Here is a 20344-nt window from a genome sequence, read left to right as displayed (position 1 = left end):
GTGGACGTGGTCATTTCTTCGACACGTCAGGAGGGGCGCCGCGAGAGTCGGCTGGTACGACGACGACGGGCAGGTGAGCGTGGTGCACGACCTCGGTGCTGGTCGAGCCGAGGGTGAGACGCCCCCAAGCGCCCGAACCGCGGGTGCCGACCACCAGCAGTGAGGCGTCCTTGCTCGCGTCCAGCAGGACCTGTGCCGGGCGGCCCGCCTCGGCGATGATCTGCACCTCCACGTGGGGCCCGCCGAGCTGCTGCCGCAGTTCGTTGACCGTGTCGGTCACCGCCTGTCGGGCGACATCGTGGAGCTGTTCGTACAGGCCGCCGTCGCCCTCCGGCACGGCCATCCATCCGTAGCCCGTGTAACGAGCAGGGGTGTAGTCGTAGGCACAGACCGCCCGCAGACCGGTGCCGCGCAGCTGAGCCTCGCGCAGGGCGAAGAGCACGGCGTGCCGGGCGTGCGGGGAGCCGTCCGTGCCGACCACGATCGGACCGGCGGGAGCGGGCACGGCACTGTCGTTCATCGGGAATCCTCCAACGGCTTGTCAGCAGGCGCGAGCACTGTCAGTCCCGTGAGAGGGGGAGCCGGACCTGCTCTCTGGGGTGTTCTGAACTTGCGGCTTGGGTTCGGAGCCACTGCTCGTCGAGGGCTACTCAGCGTTGTGCAGGAGCGATTCGATGGGCACCTGTGGGTCGGCGAGTTTGCTGGTGTCAACCTGTTGGCCGGAGCGGACGAGGGCCTGGATCGGTTCGGTGACGTCCCAGATGTTGACGTTCATGCCTGCCAGCACCCGGCCGCGTGCGAGCCAGAACGCGATGAACTCGCGTGCGCCGAGATCGCCGCGGAAGACAACCTGGTCGTATCCGCCGGGCTCGGCGTATCCGGTGTACTCCATGCCCAGGTCGTACTGGTCGGAGAAGAAGTACGGCAGCCGGTCGTAGGCTGCCTCCCGGCCCAGCATCGCCCTGGCGGCGGTCTGGGGCTGGTGCAGCGCGTTGGCCCAGTGCTCCACGCGGATACGCCGGTCCAGCGGGGGGTGGAAGGCGTTGGCGACGTCGCCGGCGGCGTAGATGCCGGGCACGGAGGTGCGCAGCCGCTCGTCGGTGAGAATGCCGTTGTCGACCTGAAGGCCCGCGGCCTGGGCGAGGCCGGTGTTGGGCATGATGCCGATGCCGACGATGACCGCGTCCGCATCGATGCGGGTGCCGTCGGACAGCAGCAAGCCGTCGACGGTGCCCGCGCTGCCGGTCAGTTCGGCGACCTGCACGCCGAACCGCAGGTCCACCCCGTGATCGCGGTGCAGGTCCGCGAAGACCTGGGCGACCTCGAGGCCAAGAACATGCAGCAACGGCAGCTCGGCCATCTCCAGCACGGTGACCTCCACACCGGCGGCGCGGGCCGCGGCAGCGGTTTCCAGGCCGATCCAGCCGGCTCCGACGACCGCCACCCGTGAGGCGGAGGAGAAGGCGTCCTTGATCCGGTCGCTGTCCTGGACCGTGCGCAGGTACAGCACCCCGTCCAGGTCCGCACCGGGCACCGGCAGGCGGCGCGGCGAGGAGCCCGTGGCCAGCAACAGCTCGGCGTACCCAAGGCGGCTGCCGTCCGCGAGCGTCACCTCGTGCGGGGCCGGGTCGAGCGCGGTGACCGCCGTCCCCAGGCGCAGGTCGATGTCGTGCTCGGTGTACCACTGGGGCGGGTGGACGTAGATCTGCTCCCGGGCGTCCTTGCCCATCAGGTAGCCCTTCGACAGCGGCGGCCGCTCGTAGGGCCGTTCGCTCTCCTCGCCGATCAGGATCAGCGTGCCGTCGAAGCCCTCCTCGCGCAGCGCCTGCGCGGCCTTGGCCCCGGCCAGACTGGCTCCGACGATCACATACGCGCTGTTGTCAGTCATGATCAGCCCCCGGTCCGCGCTGGGCGCACGATGCTGAGAGTTTCGGTGAGCTGCTGGGAGAGCTGCTCCCAGCTGGCGTCGAACTTCGACACGCCCTCGTCCTCAAGGGTCTGCACGAGGTCGACGTAGTCCACGCCGACTTCCCGCAACTCAAGGAATACCCGCTCAGCGTCGTCGAAGTGAGCGCGGACCGAGTCGGCCGGCACCTCGCCGTGATCGGCGACCGCGCGCAAGGTGGCCTCGGGCATGGTGTTCACCACGCCGGGCGCGACCAGTTCGCTCACGTACCGCGTGTCGGGGTAGCTGGGATCCTTGACGGACGTCGAAGCCCACAGCGGACGCTGCGGGTGGGCCCCCGCCTTCTCCAGAGCCTGCCAGCGGTGCGAGGAGATCACCCGCTCATAGTGCTGGTACGCCAGCCGCGCATTGGCGATCGCCACCCGGCCGCGCAGCCCGGCCGCCTGCGCGCTGCCGGTCTTGTCCAGGCGTGCGTCTGCCTCGGCGTCGACACGGGAGACGAAGAACGAAGCCACCGAGCCGATCCCGGACAGCTCCCGGCCCGCATCGCGGGCGCGTTCCATCCCGTCGAGGAAGGCATCCATGACCTCGTCGTAGCGGGCCAGGGAGAAGATCAACGTGACATTGATGCTGATGCCCTCAGCCAGACACGCGGCGATCGCCGGCAGGCCCTGCCGGGCGGCCGGGATCTTCACGAACAGGTTGGGCCGGTCGACGAGCCACCACAGCGCCCGCGCCTCCGCGATCGTCGCCGCGGTGTCGTGCGCGAGCCGGGGGTCGACCTCGATGGAGACGCGCCCGTCGACGCCGTCCGTCGCGTCGTAGACCGGACGCAGCACGTCGCATGCCCATCGGACGTCGGTTGTGGTCAGCGCCCGCAGCGCCTCACCGACTCCGACTCCGCGGGCGGCCAGGTCACGGATCTGTGCGTCGTACGCGTCGCCGCTCGTGATCGCCTTGGCGAAGATCGTCGGATTGGTGGTCACCCCCACCACCCGGTCGCGCGCGACCAGGTCCGCCAGGCTCCCGGACACCAGCCGCTCCCGGCTGAGATCGTCCAGCCAGATCGACACTCCGGCATCGCTCAGTGTGTTCAAGGGATTCATGACGCCGCCGCCTCTCCCGCGCACCAAACGGAGCAACCAGCTCAGGGCTCCTTGCTGCTCGTCCGCGGCCTGCACAGAGCTTGCCTGTCGCTCCATCGTCTCTGGAGGGCGAGCGGCCCGCAATGCGCACACCGGGCCAGGCCGACGGCGCGTTGGCCGACCTGCATGGGTCGCCGACCGCCGAATATGGTTCCGTATTCCTGATCTTCAGTGATAGTCCAGGTCGAGCCGCGGGGCTACCACCAGTACCTGGTCGCCATCCGCACCAGCCCACAGGCAACGGCCTCCACGATTACGGGACCGGCGAGGAGGCAGAGCCCGGCGGCCAGCAGCAGGGTTGCGCGGCGGGCGCCTGCGCGCCGGGCGCCGTGGTCACCGGTGCCCGGGGGTGCCGGGCGACGTCGGGTGCCCGGTGTGGTCCTCACCGCCGGAGCGCTCGGTCATGCCCAAGTGCAGTCGGCACGCGTCCGGTTCGGCGAACGGCAGCAGCTCGACTCCCTGCGGCGCGCCGCCCAGCGCGGCGAGTCCCGCCCGGGCCAGTCCTTCATGAATACCGCAGATGACACCGGGGTGTTCACGTGCCGTCTCCACGAACGGGCAGCGGCGGAGCTGGACTTGGCGTACGTCCGCGTCCGCTTCCGGCGCGAAGCCGATCTCGTCGAGGAGCTCCAGCAGCCGGGTCCGTGCCTCCTTGGGGTTCGCCGCGGGCCTCTGCCCGGCGGTGAGGACACGCCCCCAGTCCTCGCCGGCGGCGAGGGCGTCCCGGCGCGGGTCGGCGCTGGAGCGGGCGATCTGCGCGGCCAGGACGGCGGCGAGGCCGGCGTATTCGCGTGCGGGCGACTCCTGCGGCGGGAGGGCCCGGTAGCGGAAGGCGGGCCTGCCGCGCCCGGAGGGGCTGGACCGTTCACGGACGGCGAGGCCGTCGTCGACGAGGGCGTCCAGGTGCTCGCGGACCGTGTTGACGTGCAGCGCGCACACCTGGGCGAGCGCGCTCGCGGTGACGGGGGCCACCTGGCCGCGCAGGTACTGCAGGACACCGCGGCGCTGCCGGGACAGCGGTACGCGGTTCGTTCCGCATGCGCGAACTCCTCGGTCACGGACGGGGGCACGGTACCGCCGGCGAGACGGCCGCTGCCGGTGGTGGCTGCGGTGGGGCCTGTGGCTGCGGCGGCTCCGACGAAACCGCAGTGCCCGAGCTGGACGTACGCGACGTCCCCCACTCGCTGAGGCATGTCACGGTGTTCGGCGCGATCGCCGCGGTGCCCTCCGGGCAGGCGATGGTCCTGGTGGCGCCGCACGACCCGCTGCCACTGCTGGGTCAGATCGAGGACCGCCACCCGGGCGCCTTCGCGGTGGAGTACCTCCAGCGCGGCCCGGAGGCATGGCGCCTGCTGCTCACGCACCGCTGACCGGCTCCCGGGCCGGTCCTCGCCGGCCCTCGATAAAATAGGGCGTGTCCGGAACAGCCGCTCGGCAGCAGGGGCACGGAGACCTCCAGCCGAGGCGGCTGGCCGATCTGGAGACAGCGTCATGGCCGAACAGATCACGTTACCGCCAGGTGGTACGGCCACGAGCCCAGCCGTTCCGTCGGTTCCGTCACCGTCGCTCGGCAGAGCTGCGCGAGGCAGCCGAACATCTGTGTGACCTTGTGGAGCACAACAAACTGATACTGCTGACCGCCACGAAGGACGTGGACCGCAGTCAGGCCGCCGTTCTCGCCGACCGGCCGGCAAAGGGCCACCCCGACTGTCCCAAAGAGAGTGACGAGGGATGACCGTGCGAACGAACATCATCCGGCACCAGAGCATGATGGTCAGCTACGACGTGGTCAACGGCTGGGTCGTCGCCGAGGTCGACGGTGAGGTGGATGCCCACACCGCCCCCATGATCCGCGAAGCGGTGATCAACCTCCTCGAGGAGGGGCACCGCCACTTCGTCCTGGACCTCGGCTTCGTCACCTTCATGGACTCGATGGGCCTGGGCGCGATCGTGGCGCTCACGAAATGCATCCGTGAGAACGAGGGCTCGCTGCGTATCGCCTCCGCTTCCGGCCGGGTGCTCCGCCTCTTCGAGCTCAGCGGCATGCGCAAGAGCTACGAGATCTACCCCTCGGCAGCGGAAGCGGCCCAGTCCGCGCCCTCGCCCGGCAGCCTCGCCCACTGGCCGCATCCGTCCCCCGGCTGACCGCTCCCGACTTCGCTTCCCACCACCCCTGCAACTGCGCATCATCAAGGACCACGCCCTCACCTGCGAGGTCCAGGACGCCGGTGCCAACGCACCGCGCTTGCGCCATGCACGGACGGTCGACGAAGGCGGACGCGGACTCTTCATCGTCGCCCAACTGTCCCGAAACTGGGGCACCCGCTATACGCCCGACGGCAAGACCGTCTGGACCGAGCAAGCCCTCCCACCTCTGCACCCATAACCCTGCGGGTGCAGACAGGAACGGCCCGAGAACGCAGGTGAGTGATCACATCAACAGAGTGCGGCCACTGCCGTTGCGGGGTCGGAAGAGCTGAAGGAGTCTGGTGCTGTGGTCCGCAGGCGTTTGCCATCTCGCCCAACCGACGCGCCACTGACATCACGCGCCGAGAGCGCGGTTGAGCCATCTCCCACAAACGCGGTCAGGGCTCCTATGGCCTATGTGGTCGCGCTGACGATCCCGATCGTGATGCTGGAGCTGGCCATCGACGACCGTACGGTCCGGCTCACCCCCCTCTTGATCCTGCTGCCGGCCTTCCCGGCGGCGATCGGCACCGTACGGCAGACCACCTACGCGGTCGGCTGGGTGTTGATCGTCATCACCGGAGTACTGATCTATCGGCCGCTCCCCTCGTGGTACGACTACGTGATCGTCATGGTGCTGGCCGCAACGCTTGGCGTGCTGTGCGTCCTGACCTGCCACGTGCGGATCCGGCGCGAGCAAGATCTCCGCCGGGTCCGGTCCACGGCTGTCGCCCTGCAACGGCAGGTGCTGCGCCCGCTGCCCATCCTGACCGACCAGGTGATCGTTGACGGCGTGTATCTGCCGGTGGAGCAGGACCGGCTGGTAGGAGGAGACATCTACGAGGCGGTGGCCTCGCCGTACGGAACGCGTCTGCTCTTCGGCGATGTCCAGGGCAAGGGGCTGCCTGCGATCGGAGCCGCCTTCGCCGCGCTCGGAGCGTTCCGTGAAGCCGCCTTGCGTGAGCCGACGCTCACCGCGCTTGTGGATGACCTGGAGCGGGCCGTCGTCCGGCACAACGCTTTCGCCCAGCAGACAGGTGAACCTGAGCGGTTCGTCACCGCGCTCATCCTGGGGATCGACGCCTCGACGGATACGCAGGCGGTCAACTGCGGTCATCTGCTGCCCTACCTGTTGAACGCGGGAGCGGTCACGCCCGTGCGGCTCGGCGACCCCGGCGTGCCCCTCGGTCTCGCGGACCTCGCTCCGAAACCCCGGACCGTCGCGTGGTTCCCGTTTCCGACCGGGGCCACCCTTTTTGCCTGCAGCGACGGCGTCACCGAAGCACGCAGCATCACCGGTGCCTTCTACCCCCTCGAAGAGCGCCTGCGAGCCTGGGTAGACGTTTCCCCCTATGAAGTCGCCGCCAAACTGGCCAAGGACTTGAGCCAACACACCGCAGGCGAACAGCGCGACGACATCACGGCGCTCGTGGTGCGCAGAGCCTCCTGAACAGGCGCCTACAGGAGAGGGACCACACCACAGCTGTAGGCGACCTCGGCGGCGAGCTACCCCTCTCGCACCGATGCGGCCGGCAACCACATCGCTCGTGTATTTCCTGCGCCTCGCCTTCAGCGGGTACCCGTGAGCCGAAGGAGCCTGTGACCGGGGACTGCGAGAGGTTCACAGGCCGGCCGCAGGGAGCGCGGACCTCCTGCCGGTCGTTGACCTGGTGGATGAAGCTGCGGCGTACGGCCTCTCGCCGGATAATCCCCCTGCCAGTGAGGCCGGCCGCCCTTGCGGTATCCGCGCAGTCCACTGGCGGTGCACCCACCGACCGGCTCCAGAAGCAGGCTTTTGTCGGTGCTGCTCTGCTACGCCGGGTGAGAGATCTTCGACCGCCAAAGTGAGGGGTCAAGACTCCCCTCGTCAGGCCCAGGATCCGAACCGCTAATCGCCCCCCCGTTGGCGCTCATGTACACCGAGGGAGAGGCTGGAAAGGCGTAGCACGGACCAACCGGCCTGGAGGTGCCATGTACAGCAAGATCACCATCGCCGGCCATCCAATTCACCCGATGCTCGTTGGTTTCCCCGTCGCCTGCTACACCGGCACGCTGGTGGGTTTCGCTGTCTATGCGGCCAATGGGCAGCAGTTCTGGCTCAACCTGGCCATCGCCCTCAACATCGCTGGGGCCGGCACGGCACTGCTGGCAGCCCTGCCCGGCATCGCTGATCTGGCATTCGGCATCCCCCGCCGGTCGGCGGCCAAGACCGTCGGTATCGCCCACGGCAGTCTCAATGTCGTGGCGCTGGGCCTCTTCGGCGCGAGCCTTGCCATCTACGCCACCCATTGGGATGGCCCTGCGACTGGTGTCACTCCCGGACTGGCGCTCTCAGCGGCCGGACTTGCCTGCACGCTCGGGGCGGGCTTCCTGGGCTGGACGCTGGTCCAGGACTACCACGTCGGCATCCGGCTCACGCCCCTCCAGGAAAGCGATGAACAGGCAGTGCAGCACGCCCAGCTGATCCACCTGCATCGCGGCTCCCACGCGGCTTGAATGGCGTAGCCAGGCCACTCAGCGGTCGGGGCTGTCGACTGCCGTTCCACCGACACTGATGCATCCGTGGCCGGCCTCCTCCTGGACCAGTAGGTTGCGGATTACCGAAAAAGGTGCCTTCAGGTGACACCTGCACCGTCCAGTTCGGGTTCTCCACCGCTGCCACCGGACATGCCCCGGAGTCGGCAGACGGACCTGCCTGATCTGTCAGACGTGCCAGGCCACCAGCCGGCACGCAGGGACGGGTACACGGACCTGCGGAACTACGCGGTGATCGGGGACGGCCGCTGCGTCGCGCTCATCGCCCGGGACGGCTCGGTGGACTGGCTGGCCTGGCCGAACCTTGACTCGCCGACCCTCTTTGCCGCCGTGCTCGACCACCTCAAGGGAGGACGGTTCCTCCTGCGGCCAGAGGCGCCCTACACCGCCTCCCGCCGCTACCTGCCTGGCACCAACGTGCTGGAGACGACGTTCACCACCACAGGCGGCACGGTGCGGGTGACCGACGCACTGACCATTCCTGACACCCGGTCCCTGGCGCCTGGCCGGGAGCTGGTCCGTCGGATCGAGGGGCTGGCCGGCAGAGTCCCGATGCGCTGGAGCGTCCAGCCGCGCTTCGGCTACGGCGCCCGCGCACCTCACCTGACGCGTCGTGCAGGCGTACCGGTCGTCACGTCGGGGCCCGAGGCCGTCGCGGTCTGTGCCTTCAACGCGGGAGAGCCGCAGTCCACCCCCGATGCCGTCGAATCCCGCTTCCGTGCGGACGCGGGCACCCGGGCCATGCTCGCGCTGCCGTACGCACACCGGGAACCGCTGGTGCTCCCTACGCGCGCCGAGTGCGAGGCCCGGCTGGACCACACATCCGCCACCTGGAGGGAGTGGACCGACGGCCGCACCTACACGGGGCCCTGGTACGAGGCGGTGCTGCGCAGCGTCCTCGCCCTCAAGCTCCTGGTCTTCGCCCCCTCCGGCGCGGTCGCAGCCGCCGCGACCTGCTCCCTGCCCGAGGAGCTCGGCGGGGAACGCAACTGGGACTACCGCTTCAGCTGGATCCGCGACTCCGCCTTCACCCTGAACGCCTTCCTCAAGCTGGGCTGCGCACCGGAAGCAACTGGCTACTTCTGGTGGCTCATGCACGCCTCCCAGCTCACCCACCCCCGCCTGCACGTCCTGTACCGACTCGACGGCGGCGCCCGCGCACCCGAAGAGACCCTTCCCCTGTCGGGCTACCGCGGCTCGACGCCCGTACGCATCGGCAACGCCGCCGCCGGCCAGCTCCAACTGGACACATACGGGGAGCTGGTGCAGACCGCCTGGCTGTACGCGGCAGCGGGCCATCGCCTCGACGCCGACATTGCCCGCCGACTAGCCCAGACCGCCGACTTTGTCTGTACGGCCTGGCAGCAGCCCGACACGGGCATATGGGAGGTCCGCAGCGCTCCCGAACACTTCACCCAGTCCAAGATGATGTGCTGGATCGCCCTCGACCGCGCCCTCGACCTTGCACACCGGCGGCTGATCCCCGACCGGCACGCACCTCGCTGGCGGCGCGAACGGCAGGCCATCACCGAGTTCATCGACGACCACTGCTTCAGCCCACGGCTGAACAGTTACCTGCGCTCCGCCAGCAGCGACGACCTGGACGCCGGCCTGCTGCTCGGCCTGCTGCACGGCTATCGGTCGCCCGACGACCCACGCATGCGCGGTACCGTCGCCGCCATCCAACAGGCATTGCAGGACGGTCCCTACGTCAACCGCTACCTTGGCGCCGACGGAGTCCACGGCAGCGAGGGAGCCTTCCTCGCCTGCTCCTTCTGGCTCGCCGAAGCCCTCGCAAGAACCGGCCGCGCCGACGAAGCCGGCCTCCTCATGGACCAACTCGTGCCTCTCGCCAACGACGTCGGCCTCTACAGCGAGGAGATCGACCCCACCACCGGCGACTTCCTCGGCAATCTGCCCCAGGGCCTGTCCCACCTGGCCCTGATCAGCGCCGCCTGCGCGATCGGGCAGGCCACACGATGAGCATCTGGGCCGCACTGGCAGGCGGGCTTGTCGGCACCCTGATCCTGACCACCGGCCTGCGCGCGGCCAATGCCTTCAGCCTGACCCGCATCGATCTGCCGTTCCTGCTCGGGACCGCCTTCACCAGCGACCGGACCCGCGCCAAGGCCCTCGGCTATGGCGCACACTTCATCAACGGCCTGATCTTCGCCCTGCTCTACTACGCGGTCTTCGTGGCCATCGGCTACAGCAGTTGGTGGCTGGGATGCGTCTTCGGCCTCATCCACGGCCTGTTCGCCACCACCGCGCTCGTCAATATCCTGTTGCCGCTCGTCCACCCACGCATGGGCCAACCCGAAACCAGCGCCCCCGATGTCGCGCTGCTCGAACCACCCGGCTTTCTCATGCTCAACTACGGGCCCAGCACCCCCGCCGTCACGCTCATCGCACACCTCGCCTACGGCACCATCGTCGGAGGGTTCCTTGCATGGCCAGGCTGAGAACCCGTGGCTGTGCCCGCAGGGGCCTGCTGCACGTTTCCAGCGGGCAAGGCACGGTCCGGGTAGCGTGGAACCCAGACCAGGAAACCGCCCAAAGGGACCCTCGTATCGCGGTCGCAGGCGGAAGGGGGCCTCATGGCCTATCCACATGAAGCGGCGTCCTCCGGCCCGCAGCCTGTGCAGCTTCCACCGAATTCGGAACAGACCGGTAGCGGACCGGATGCGCGCGGACCCCGGCTGGCCTCGGTCGTGGTGTTCGTCTACGACCACGACGCCTCGGCGGACTTCTACGGGGACCTGCTGAAAAATCGCGAAGTCGAGTTGCAGGCTGGCCGCGAGGGCGATCGGGCCGAGCGGGCTTCGATGCCGCCTGGGGTCAGGCGCAGGACGCTGGCGGCGATGTCGTGCGGTGCACCGTGCGCGACGGTTTACTGGGCGCCGAGTGCACGCAGTTCGTCTCGTTCGTCGGGGCCTGCCAGGGCTATGACATGGAGACCTTGCGCGGTGGCGTGCTGGATGCCCGCAGCGCCAGATTGGCCAGGTCCAAGCGGCGGATTCCATCCATGCGGACGCGCAGGTCATGGCGAGGACGAGGGCGGTGTCGTCGCCGGAGCCGCTCAGGCGGGACAGGTCGATGGTGGGCATCGGCGAGTTGGGATCGAAGGCCACCGTGCTCGGGGCGTCGAACATCCCGGCCAGGTTGCCATGGACCAACCTGCGCATGGCGTGGGCCAGGTCGCGGGAAGCGTCGCCGAGGCGACCGGACATGAAGAAGACAGTGGGAACGTCGCCATGTCCTGCCAACACAGGTCTTGTCAGTGGCACCTCATACAGTCCGCTGATGCGACAGCCAAGGATGATGAGCACCCTGGCCGTGGCCCTCCCAGACACCAGAGCTCACGGGTACGGCGTCTGCAGGGTCGCCCGCAGATCCAGTAGAACGGGCCAGCCCCCAGCACGAACACGCACGCATCGGCCCCAGCGGCCGCCCCGACCGCCGACGCCTGCCGAGTCCACAGGGTCTCAGGCCGCCGGCCTCAGGGGGTTTGCCATCCCAGACAGGCATCCCAGGCTTCTTTGTTTCTGCAGATGGTCGGGGGTGGGATCGTTCCACCGTTGCAGGTTGGGTGGCGGCTGTTGCCTCAGGCCCACGAGGCATCCGAGGCTATGGCTGTCGCACCGGCTGAAGCGGCCGAGCGCCCGGCAGCGCCACGACACCCCGACTCACCCGTCCACTGGGACACCCATCTCTTCGGGTGTCCGGGGTGCAGGCGCGGACGCTCAAGGGGGCGCCCGACCGCCTTCGCCCCCACCAACGCGGTCCGGGAGGAGACGGGGTGGTGCCGCGCCGACAGCCCTGCACCGTAAACCGCAGTGCCGGGCCGCAGGCGCGTGCGACCTAACGCCGATCAGAAAGAGGAACACGCATATGAACATGAAGTCCCTTGCGGGCCGCCGGGTGGCCGTGGCCGCGGGTCTCGTCCTGGCTCTTGGGTGTGGTGTGTCGGCGCATGCTTCCGCCACCGGGCCAAGGACGATCAGCGGGAAGACCGATGAAGCGGTGACGCACCGCTCCGGCGGCAGTGGCGACAAGGGCACCATCGCCGCCTGCTCCCAGGACGTCCTGGGGGTGTCCTCCGTGAAGGAGCCCGCGGACAGCAAGGAGGCCAGGCACCTCCTCTTGATCGTCCAGAACGCCGGCGACAAGAAGTGCAACCTCTACCGCTACCCTCTCGTGCGGCTTGGCGCGGATGCCCGGACCACGGTCCCCGTGATCAAGGAGAGCGACCCGACCCCGGGGGTGCCCGTCACCCTCGCGCCGGGTGAAGAGGCATATGCCGCTCTGCTCGTCAGCGGCGGCGCCAGGGACGAGTACGAGGCGAAGAGCATCACCCTGAGCCTCCAGGGCCGCAAGCTCGGCAGCAACGCGGGCAAGCCGATCGATGTCCCCATGCCCGCCCCCACGTTGTACGCGGACGACGGCCAGCTTGTGACCTACTGGACGACTGCTTCCGGTTTCGCCCTGGATTTCATCATGTCGAAGTGACGGACCTCGATCCGGACCGCTTCCCAGCGGCTGACCAGAACGCTCACATGGCCTACTGAACATCGGCTGAAGTCGGCCGATGGCCCGGCAGCACCACGACACCCCACCCACCATGCACCCGCCCCTGGGACACCCATGTCCTCGGGCACCCAGGACGCGGGGTGAGGCCGGTGGGGGTACAGCGAGACACACGTGTGCGTGGTCGGTGGGCGCGCCCGCCGTCGTGGTCGGCTGAGGTCCAGGCGGGCCCCGGGTTCGCCTGTAGTAAGACCGTCCGCAAGGAGCATTCGCGACGAGTAGCAGAGCTCTGCTGGCCGGGCCCGGGCGTGACCATCCGCAAGCACCTTCGGTACGTGGGAAGTTCGCGACAGCAGCACACGTCCACCCGGCTTCGCTCCCACCCTGTCATGTCCGTCGACACTCACGGACAATCCGAACGATTTGTCGAATTCCTGGAGGTTTGATGAAGCCCGTCATACGGAAGGTTGCAAGCTTCGCGGGGGTGAGCGTGGCCGTCGCGGCCATGTCCATGACCGGTGCATCCGCGGCCCACGCGGAGTCCCCCACCCAGGGCTGCCCGTACCCATACGTCTGCTTCTACGTGGACGGCAATGCCTTGAACGCGGGCACGCCGCTCTCGAAGTACCGGGACGTCACCAGCGCCTATCAGGCGGTCACGCCCCGGCCGCACTACGGGGTCCTGAACACCCGGAATGACGACGTGGTGTATCTGCGGCTCCAGAGCGGGGGCTCGATCTGCCTTGAGCCGAACACCCAAACCGTGTTCACCAACTCCTACAGCGTCAACGGAATAAAGATTTCCAGCAGCTCCACGTGCTGAATCCGCTGGAATGGCCGGCAGGCGTGCGTGAGCGCGCCCGCCGGGCGACGGGCAGGGCTGCGTGAGGCCCCCAGCGGCCCGGCCAAGCCGTTCGTCAACGGCAAGACCCTCGGAGCAACCCGCACCACAACGGTGCGGCCCCTGGGTCAACCCCGCGGCCGGAGAGATGCACGGCACCACCTCCCTGCCCGGATCCCATCGCCGGCGGGGAGGGCCGGGCCACCGCCCCTGCCGGTCCTGCTGTCGGACGGGCTGTGCGGCCTGTCGCTTCGTCAGTCGCCGGTTTCCGCCTTGTCGTCGTAGGCGGCGGTCATGGGGACCCAGCCAGCGGGGTTGCGGTACCAGTAGTGCGGTAGCCCCTTGATGCTGGTGGTGCGGAACGGGCGGCCGTGGTCGTCGATGCGCGCCGTGCCGGTCCGGCCCTGTGAGGACCAGTCCAGGTCGAGGTACCAGTCGCAGGTGCAGGACTCGGTGTGCGCGGAGAGCAGCAGGACCTCCGGCTCCCGCAGGGACACCTGGTAGGGGAAGTCGACCGCGGGCGTCGGTCTGTCCGGGTCGTTGCCGGGCATCGAACGGGCCAGGGGTCGGTGAGCGTCGAGGTTCACGGAGAAGTAGCGGGGGACGAGGATGGCGCCGCAGCCTTCATACATGGAGTAGGCGATGCCCCGGCGGGCGGCGGGGGTGGTGCGGTTGACCACGCGCACATGCAGTGCCTCCAGGACGACGGCGGCTGAGCCGCGTCCCTGCACCGAGATCCGCAGATCGGTGGTGCCGCCGTGCACCGCCCCCTGGGACGCGGCCCACACCGCGGCGTCCGCCGGGGTCGGCGGCGGCGGGACCTGCTGCGGTGGCTTGGCGATGACGTAGTCATGGGCGCACTCGCGTTGCCAAAGCTGGGAGTCGGCCGTCCAGGTGAGCGGAGCCGGCGGTGCGACCGTGCCGGCGCTCGCCCGGCTCTTCTGCGGGCTGCCGCCGCTGTGCGTGGCCGACGCTGAGGGTTTCGGTGTGGTGCGGGCGGAGGCCGACGACTCACCGCCACCGGAGACGGGTCCGGCAGCGGATGTGGTGAGGCCGGCGAGCGCGACGGTGAGCGAAACCGCCAGCGCTATCGATCGCCCAGGCTGTCGTCGAGGCCGCCCGGCGTGGGGCCGCCGGTCGGCCGCCGAGGCCGGCTCCGGGCACGGGTCGGCCGGCAAGGTCGGCTCGGGTGCCTCGTCCGCCGGGCTGCTGTGACTCGCGGATGCGGCCGATGCCGCGGTGCTCGTGGCGTCGTGGGGCGTCGGTGTCCGCCGGGCATCAGATGAGCGGGACCGTTGCCGTGCAGCGACTGCCAGGATCCACCGGCGGTGCAACTCCACGCGTTCCTCGGGGGAGGCTCCGCAGAGTGCGGCGAACCGCTCGATCCCGGTGAAGTCCAGGGGAACCGCCTCTCCGGCGCAGTAGCGGTGCAGCGTGGAGGCGTTCATGTCCAGACGGCGGGCCAGCGCCGCGTAGCTGCGGTCTGTGCGCTCCTTCAGACGCGTCAGCAGTAGCGCGAACTCCGCCACGTCATCGTGGATTGCATCCATGTGGTCCGTACTCGCATCCATCTGTCGGCCTGTGCAGTCCTGTCCCGATCCGGGGCGGCATCCCAGGCACTCCCCATAGCTGCACGTCAATACGGCTGGGATGGTTCCAGGGTTGCGCCATCCCTCTCCTCGACGCCTGGCACTGAGGTTCCGACTTGTATGGCTACCGCCATACAAGTCGGAACCTCAAGGAGCCACGCCATGACCGCGACCGGCCCACTGCGCGGCGTACGGGTCCTGGAACTCGCCAGCCTCGCGCCCGCCCCCTTCGCCTGCACCATGCTGTCCGACCTCGGAGCCGAAGTCCTCCGCATCGATCCCACCGATACCCCGGCCCGGGACGGTGCCGCCCAGGGTCCCTTTGGCCCGAGGCCGCCGCTCGGCCGCCATCGACCTCACGGCCGTCCCTGGTCGAGAGGAGCGGGAGCGTGGGGCCGACGGTGTGGTGGGACGGGCGGGTGGTGGGGGCCTGGCGCAACGGGCCGACGGGGAGATCGTGTGGCGGATTCCTGGGTGGGGAAGACGTGGAGGGAGAGGCGGAGACAGAGCGGCTGACGGCATGGCTGGGTGCGACCAGGTGAGGGAGTGTCTAATATCTGCTCGACGAACGCCATCGAGAGCGTCAACGCCCGCATACGCAAGGCCGTCCGGGCCCGCGGCCACTTCCCCAACGAAGCCGCCGCCCTCAAGTGCGTCTACACGGCGTTGATGAGCCTCAACCCGACGGGCCAGGGCCGCAAGAGGTGGACCATGCGCTGGAAGGCACCCCTCAACGCGTTCCAGATCGCCTTCGAGGGCCGGCTCACCCCGGCCAACAACTGAACCTCAACAACCAAGATCAGCCGTTAAATTGACACACCCGTGTTCGGGACGGCGGTCCAGGGAAACGGAACGGCAGCAATGCCGTCACCGCGCCCTGGGCCGACCGCACAGGGACAAGAACGAAATTTCACTGAACAGACATGGAAAAGGTGCACCAACGATGAAGCTCACGCTGCGCCGGAACGGGCGCAAGCTCGGGCCAGGCGGGGCTGCGTCGTGAACTGCACAGCGACGACAACCAGAACGCCGCCCCGACCACACGGTTCTCCTCCCTTCAGGTCCGGCTGCCCGTCACGCAGGCGGCTGTCACGGGGTGAAGGGGACCCCCGCGCGGAGGAGCACGTTGGCGTAGAAGGTGTCCTCGCCCGTCCGTACGGCGAACTTGACGTCCCGGACCCTGGCCTTGAACTCGTCGTGGTCGAGGGGTTCGGGGTCGAGCCCGAAGGAGCGCAGGCCGGTGTGGACGGTGGGGTTGACCTCGCGGATCTTGTCGGTCACCCAGCTGTGCTCGACGACGATCTCGTTGAGCACGGTCTGGACGACGTCCAGGAACGGGGATTGGCCGTACCGGTAGCCGAGATCCACGACGGGGGTGTCGGGTGCCAGGGGGAGCCCGGCGTCGCTGATCACGAAGGTGTCGGTGTGGCGGAGACCGGCGATCAGCCCGGCCAGCTCGCGGTGGATGATGCCCTTGCGCTGCACGGGTTCAGTCCTTTTCGGTAGGGGGAGTGGTGGGGGCGAGGGCGCGCAGCGTGGCCAGGTCGGCGTACTGCTGGGGCGCACCCGAGACCCGTACGGCCAGGGAGCCCGCGGCGATGCCGAGGCGTGCGGCGTCCAGGAGCGGGTCACCGGCGGCGAGCCGGGCGGCGAGCACTCCGGCGAAGGCGTCACCGGCGCCCGTGGTGTCCACGACGGTCGCGGGGACGGCCGGGAGCGCCGTGGTGACGCCGTCGGCGTCGGTGACGATGGCGCCCGCCTCGCCCAGGGTGGTGACCACGGCCTTGGCACCCCGGGCGCGCAGCGCGTCGTGCGCCCTCCGTACGGACGCTTCGTCCGGCGTGACCTCAGCATCTTTGTCCGTCGCCAACTGGCCTGACACCACCGCCTGTTCGTGCTCGTTCACGATGAGCACGTCACAGCGGGCGATCAGGTCGTCGGGGAGTTCGGCGGCGGGGGCGGCGTTGAGGAGGAACCGTCCCCGGCAGGCGTCCGCCGCGCGGCGGACGACGTCCAGCGGGATCTCCAACTGGGCCAGTACGACGGCTGCTTGAGCCCCGAGGCCCTCGGTGGGGTCGCCCTCGGAGGGCCACTGGTGGTTGGCGCCGGCGACCACCACGATGGTGTTGTCGCCGGCCGCCGTGGTGATCCACGCGGTACCGGTCTCGGCGCCGGGCACCGTGGTCACCGCCTCGACGTCCACTTCGCCGGCGACCAGCCGGGCACGGGCCCGGTCCGCCTCGGCGTCCTCGCCCACCCGGGCGATCATCGCCGTACGAACGCCTCCGGAGGCCGCCGCGGCCGCCTGGTTGGCTCCCTTGCCACCGAGGGTGACGTACGCGGTACGGCCGAGGAGGGTCTCGCCGGGGGAGGGGAAGGCGTCGGCGACGACGACGTGGTCGATGTTCACCGAGCCGATCACCACGACCTGGGGTGACGTACCCGGCACGGTCTCAGGCATGCGCGTCCCCTTGCACGGCCCCGGTGATCAGCCCGACCAGCTCGTCACCCGTGGTGGCGGAGACGGTCCGCCGCGCGGCGGTCCGGCCTCGGCGCAGTACGTACGCGGTGTCGGCGACCCGGAGCACCTGCGCCATGTCGTGGCTGATCAGCAGCACGGTCACCGACGCCTCGCGGAGCCGGGCGATGAGCTCCTCCACGGCCGCCGTCTCCCGGACGCCCAGCGCTGCGGTCGGCTCGTCCATGATGACCAGGGTGCGGCCCCAGTTGGCCGCGCGGGCGATGGCGATGCACTGCCGCTGACCGCCCGACATCCGCCGCACGGTGGCCCGTACGTTCGGCACGTTCACGTCCAGCCGGGACAGGATGTCGCTGCTCTGGGCGATCATGGACTTCTTGTCCAGCACCCGGAACGGGCCGAAGCCGCTGGTCAGCTCGTGGTTGAGGTAGAGGTTCTGCCAGACCGGGAGGTCCTCGATGAGGCCGAGGGTCTGGTACACCGTCTCGATGCCCAACTGCCGGGCGTCGTCGGGGGAGTGGAACCGGACCTGCTCGCCCCGGAAACGGATCTCGCCCGCGTCCTGCGGGTGCACACCGGTCAGACAGCGTACCAGCGTGGACTTGCCCGCGCCGTTGTCGCCGAGGAGCGCGGTGACCTCGCCGGGGGCCAGCTTCAGGTCCACGCTCTGGAGCGCCTGGACCGCGCCGAAGGACTTGCGCAGCCCGGTGATCTCCACGAGCGGCGAGACGACCTGACTGGCCGAGGCGGCGCTCTGGGCGGCGGCCGGGGCGGCGGAGGATGTGCCCGTCACACGGGCCGGAGTGTCCGTCATGGCTGGCTTCTCCTACTTCTGGAACCGGGAGATGAAGGCCGCGCCGAGTACGACGGTGCCGACCGCGATGGGCTGGTAGTACTGCGAGATGCCGAGCAGGGTGAACCCGTTGATGAGGCTCTGGAGCAGCAACGCGCCGGTCACCGTGCCGAACACGGAGGCCTTCCCGCCGAACAGGCTGGACCCGCCGAGGACCACCGCCGCGATGGAGCTGAGCAGCAGGTCGGTCTGGAGGCTGGGGTCGGCGCCGCCCGTGCGGGCCACGAACAGCACGGCCGCGACCCCGCAGGCCAGCCCGGAACTCGCGTACGCGATCAGCCGGATACGGTTGACGCGGATGCCCACACCCCGCGCGGCCTCGATGTTGCCGCCGGTCGACAGCAGATAGGTGCCGGTACGGGTGCGGTAGAGAAGGAAGCCCACCAGCACGGCCACCACGAAGGCCATTACCCAGAACCAGCGCACCGGGCCGATGCCGTTGATCGCCAGAGCGCGCAGGAAGTCCGAGTTCACGGGGACGGTGTTGCCGCTGGTCAGCAGCAGGGTGAGACCGCTGACCACGGAGAGCGAGCCGAGGGTGACGATGAAGTCGGTCATGTTCAGCCGGGCCACCAGCAGACCGTTGACCACGCCCACCGCCAGCCCGGCCAGCAGGGCCAGGCCGATGGAGACGGTCAGTCCCCAGCCGTTGGTGTAGGCGTATCCGAGGACCGCTGCCGACCAGGGCAGGTTGGAACCCACCGAGAGGTCGATACCGGCGACGGTGACCACCAGCTGCTGGCCCATGGCGAGGACCAGCAGGATCGAGGCCGACACCAGCAGGTCGCTGATGTTGGACGTCGTGAGGAAGTCGGGCGTGGCGATGAAGAAGATGAGGAACACCACGCCCAGCCCGATCGGGGCGGCGTAGCGTGCCGCCGCCTCGACCGAGAAGTCCAGGCCGAGCCGGCCCGGCGCCTGAGTGTCAGCCATGATCAGATCACTTCCCGGCCGAGGAGAGCGGGTTCTCGAACGGGACGAACGGCTGCGGGGCGGAACTCATCGCCTTGTCCACGTTGGTGGAGTCGATCAGGGCGATCGGGGCGACGATCCGGCTGGGCACCTTCTTCTTGGCGACCAGGTCGATGCAGGCCTGCACGGCCAACTGGCCCTCGGCGTACGGGTACTGGGAGATCGTGCCGCTGAGGGTGCCCGCCTTGACCGCTTCCAGCGCGGCGCTGATGCCGTCCACCGAGATGATGGAGACCTTGCCGGTCAGACCGGCGTTGCGGACTGCCTGCGCGGCGCCCAGACCCATGGTGTCGTTGGCGGCGAAGATACCGGTGATCTTCGGGTGGGCCTTGAGGATGGCCTCGGTGACCGTCTGCCCCTTCGCCTGGTCGTAGTCGGCGGGCTGGGTGGCGACGATGTCCAGCTTGCCCGCGACCTTCTCCGTGAAGCCCTTCTGGCGGTTGATGCCGTTCTGCTCACCGGCGATGCCCTGGAGGATGGCCACCTCGCCCTTGCCGCCCATGAGCTTCAGCAGGCCCTCGCCCGCCTGCTCACCCGCCGACAGGTTGTCCGAGCCGATGAACGAGGCGTACGACACCCCGGCCTGCTTCGAGGCGTTCGCGTCGATCTGGGTGTCCAGGTTGAGGATCGGGATCTTCTTCTGGGCGACCGGGACGAGCGGGGTGATCACGTTGGTGGCGTTGACCGGCACGACGCCGAAGCAGTTGAAGCCCTGGCCCGCGAGAGTGGAGATCTTGGCGTTCTCACCCGTGCTGTCGGTCTCCGACGCGCCCGCCTGGACCTCCACCTTGACGCCCTGCTTCTTGCCCTCGGCTATCGCACCGTCGCGCAGCGCCGCCCAGTAGGGGTTGGTGAAGTTCCGGGTGACGATGGCGATCTTCGCCTCGCCCGACTTGCTGCCGCTGTCGGAGCTGTCCCCGCCCCGGCCGCAACCGGCCACCACCAGCAGCATCGTCGCGGCGGCGGCGACGGCGGTGGCGGAACGGACTCTGCGTGCGGTGCGGTTGGCGGTGGCGCCGGAGCCGGCGGTGACGTTGGTGTTCATGGGAGTGCCTTTCGTCGCGTCATTGCGTCAAAACGGGGTGGCGTGGGGTCCGCGCGGGGCGCGGGGGGTGGCCCGGACTCCGAGGCCGGGGGAGGCTGGGTCGGAGACCGGGAGTCTGGGAGTCCGTAAGTCCGGGACCGGGGACCGAGTTTGAGGTCGGGGCCAGGTGAGCCGGGGCGCACGGTGAGGCCGTAGTCCGTCGTACGGATCAGATGGGTCGTACGAGTCGTACGGGATGTACGCGGCGTACGGTCGGGCATTTCGG

The 20344-nt window shown here is 69.3% G+C and carries 19 protein-coding genes and 3 pseudogenes; 11 read left to right on the top strand and 11 right to left on the bottom strand.

Annotated features, from left to right (window positions below):
- Positions 1-10: 10 nt before the first annotated feature.
- The 4 genes from ACIBTS_RS04800 to ACIBTS_RS04785 all read right to left on the bottom strand — a co-directional run bounded on the left by ACIBTS_RS04800 (position 11) and on the right by ACIBTS_RS04785 (position 4044).
- On the bottom strand, positions 11-520 hold the full coding sequence (locus ACIBTS_RS04800) for a universal stress protein (protein WP_399316582.1): 510 nt from the start codon (positions 518-520) through the stop codon (positions 11-13).
- Between the two features lie 126 nt (positions 521-646).
- Positions 647-1888 (bottom strand): NAD(P)/FAD-dependent oxidoreductase, encoded by a 1242-nt coding sequence (locus ACIBTS_RS04795; protein WP_399316581.1) that lies wholly within the window; start codon positions 1886-1888, stop codon positions 647-649.
- A 2-nt stretch (positions 1889-1890) separates the two neighbouring features.
- Complete coding sequence (tal, locus tag ACIBTS_RS04790) at positions 1891-3003, bottom strand: transaldolase (RefSeq protein ID WP_399316580.1); 1113 nt, start codon at positions 3001-3003, stop codon at positions 1891-1893.
- A 381-nt stretch (positions 3004-3384) separates the two neighbouring features.
- Positions 3385-4044: a helix-turn-helix transcriptional regulator gene (locus ACIBTS_RS04785; protein WP_399316638.1), complete on the bottom strand. Its 660-nt coding sequence runs from the start codon at positions 4042-4044 to the stop codon at positions 3385-3387.
- 155 nt (positions 4045-4199) lie between these two features.
- Here ACIBTS_RS04785 and ACIBTS_RS04780 point away from each other — a divergent pair, with 155 nt between their 5' ends.
- From ACIBTS_RS04780 to ACIBTS_RS04750, 7 genes and pseudogenes are all read left to right on the top strand, one after another.
- Entirely contained in the window at positions 4200-4421 is a 222-nt protein-coding gene (locus tag ACIBTS_RS04780) for a DUF2249 domain-containing protein (RefSeq protein ID WP_399316578.1), read from the top strand.
- 361 nt (positions 4422-4782) lie between these two features.
- A complete protein-coding gene (locus ACIBTS_RS04775; RefSeq protein WP_399316576.1) occupies positions 4783-5196 on the top strand; it encodes an STAS domain-containing protein in 414 nt (137 codons plus the stop codon).
- A 22-nt stretch (positions 5197-5218) separates the two neighbouring features.
- A pseudogene (locus ACIBTS_RS04770) lies at positions 5219-5437 on the top strand (ATP-binding protein); the annotation flags it as partial.
- A 210-nt stretch (positions 5438-5647) separates the two neighbouring features.
- Positions 5648-6688 carry a PP2C family protein-serine/threonine phosphatase gene (locus ACIBTS_RS04765; RefSeq protein WP_399316575.1) on the top strand — a complete coding sequence of 347 codons (1041 nt, stop codon included), beginning with the start codon at positions 5648-5650 and terminating at the stop codon, positions 6686-6688.
- A 521-nt stretch (positions 6689-7209) separates the two neighbouring features.
- Complete coding sequence (locus ACIBTS_RS04760) at positions 7210-7734, top strand: DUF2231 domain-containing protein (protein WP_399316574.1); 525 nt, start codon at positions 7210-7212, stop codon at positions 7732-7734.
- Between the two features lie 213 nt (positions 7735-7947).
- Complete coding sequence (locus ACIBTS_RS04755) at positions 7948-9756, top strand: glycoside hydrolase family 15 protein (protein WP_399316573.1); 1809 nt, start codon at positions 7948-7950, stop codon at positions 9754-9756.
- Positions 9753-10235: a hypothetical protein gene (locus ACIBTS_RS04750; protein WP_399316571.1), complete on the top strand. Its 483-nt coding sequence runs from the start codon at positions 9753-9755 to the stop codon at positions 10233-10235. Before ACIBTS_RS04755 ends, ACIBTS_RS04750 begins: the two co-directional genes overlap by 4 nt.
- A 549-nt stretch (positions 10236-10784) precedes the next feature.
- On the opposite strand, the pseudogene ACIBTS_RS04745 reads toward ACIBTS_RS04750, so the two are convergent.
- Positions 10785-11003: pseudogene (locus ACIBTS_RS04745) on the bottom strand (ATP-binding protein); the annotation flags it as partial.
- A 661-nt stretch (positions 11004-11664) separates the two neighbouring features.
- Here ACIBTS_RS04745 and ACIBTS_RS04740 point away from each other — a divergent pair.
- Together ACIBTS_RS04740 and ACIBTS_RS04735 are read left to right on the top strand one after the other, a co-directional pair.
- Positions 11665-12282, top strand: a complete 618-nt coding sequence (locus ACIBTS_RS04740; protein WP_399316569.1) for a DUF4232 domain-containing protein — start codon at positions 11665-11667, stop codon at positions 12280-12282.
- Positions 12283-12745: 463 nt separating this feature from the next.
- A complete protein-coding gene (locus ACIBTS_RS04735) occupies positions 12746-13123 on the top strand; it encodes a hypothetical protein (protein WP_121414535.1) in 378 nt (125 codons plus the stop codon).
- Positions 13124-13395: 272 nt separating this feature from the next.
- Here ACIBTS_RS04735 and ACIBTS_RS04730 read toward each other — a convergent pair whose 3' ends face one another.
- Complete coding sequence (locus ACIBTS_RS04730) at positions 13396-14712, bottom strand: helix-turn-helix domain-containing protein (protein WP_399316568.1); 1317 nt, start codon at positions 14710-14712, stop codon at positions 13396-13398.
- A gap of 138 nt (positions 14713-14850) precedes the next feature.
- On the opposite strand from ACIBTS_RS04730, the gene ACIBTS_RS04725 reads away from it, so the two are divergent.
- Positions 14851-15246 carry a CoA transferase gene (locus ACIBTS_RS04725; protein ID WP_399316567.1) on the top strand — a complete coding sequence of 132 codons (396 nt, stop codon included), beginning with the start codon at positions 14851-14853 and terminating at the stop codon, positions 15244-15246.
- Positions 15247-15285: 39 nt separating this feature from the next.
- Positions 15286-15513 (top strand): annotated as a pseudogene (locus tag ACIBTS_RS04720) (transposase); the annotation flags it as partial.
- A gap of 306 nt (positions 15514-15819) precedes the next feature.
- On the opposite strand, the gene rbsD reads toward ACIBTS_RS04720, so the two are convergent.
- From rbsD to ACIBTS_RS04695, 5 genes are read right to left on the bottom strand one after another with little or no spacing between them, the layout of a single operon-like run.
- Positions 15820-16215 (bottom strand): D-ribose pyranase, encoded by a 396-nt coding sequence (rbsD, locus tag ACIBTS_RS04715; RefSeq protein WP_399316564.1) that lies wholly within the window; start codon positions 16213-16215, stop codon positions 15820-15822.
- 4 nt (positions 16216-16219) lie between these two features.
- A complete protein-coding gene (locus tag ACIBTS_RS04710; protein ID WP_399316562.1) occupies positions 16220-17191 on the bottom strand; it encodes a ribokinase in 972 nt (323 codons plus the stop codon).
- Positions 17184-18023, bottom strand: coding sequence for an ATP-binding cassette domain-containing protein (locus ACIBTS_RS04705; RefSeq protein WP_399316560.1), 840 nt, complete (start codon positions 18021-18023; stop codon positions 17184-17186). Before ACIBTS_RS04705 ends, ACIBTS_RS04710 begins: the two co-directional genes overlap by 8 nt.
- Before the next feature lie 12 nt (positions 18024-18035).
- Positions 18036-18995, bottom strand: coding sequence for an ABC transporter permease (locus tag ACIBTS_RS04700; RefSeq protein WP_399316559.1), 960 nt, complete (start codon positions 18993-18995; stop codon positions 18036-18038).
- A gap of 7 nt (positions 18996-19002) precedes the next feature.
- Positions 19003-20079 carry a substrate-binding domain-containing protein gene (locus tag ACIBTS_RS04695; RefSeq protein WP_399316557.1) on the bottom strand — a complete coding sequence of 359 codons (1077 nt, stop codon included), beginning with the start codon at positions 20077-20079 and terminating at the stop codon, positions 19003-19005.
- Positions 20080-20344 lie beyond the last annotated feature (265 nt).

The organism is Streptomyces sp. NPDC050121 (assembly GCF_044460385.1).
GTDB classification, from domain to species: Bacteria; Actinomycetota; Actinomycetes; order Streptomycetales; family Streptomycetaceae; genus Streptomyces; species Streptomyces soliscabiei.
The sequence above is the reverse complement of the archived record's forward strand: the minus strand, read 5'-3'. Positions and strand labels throughout refer to the sequence as shown.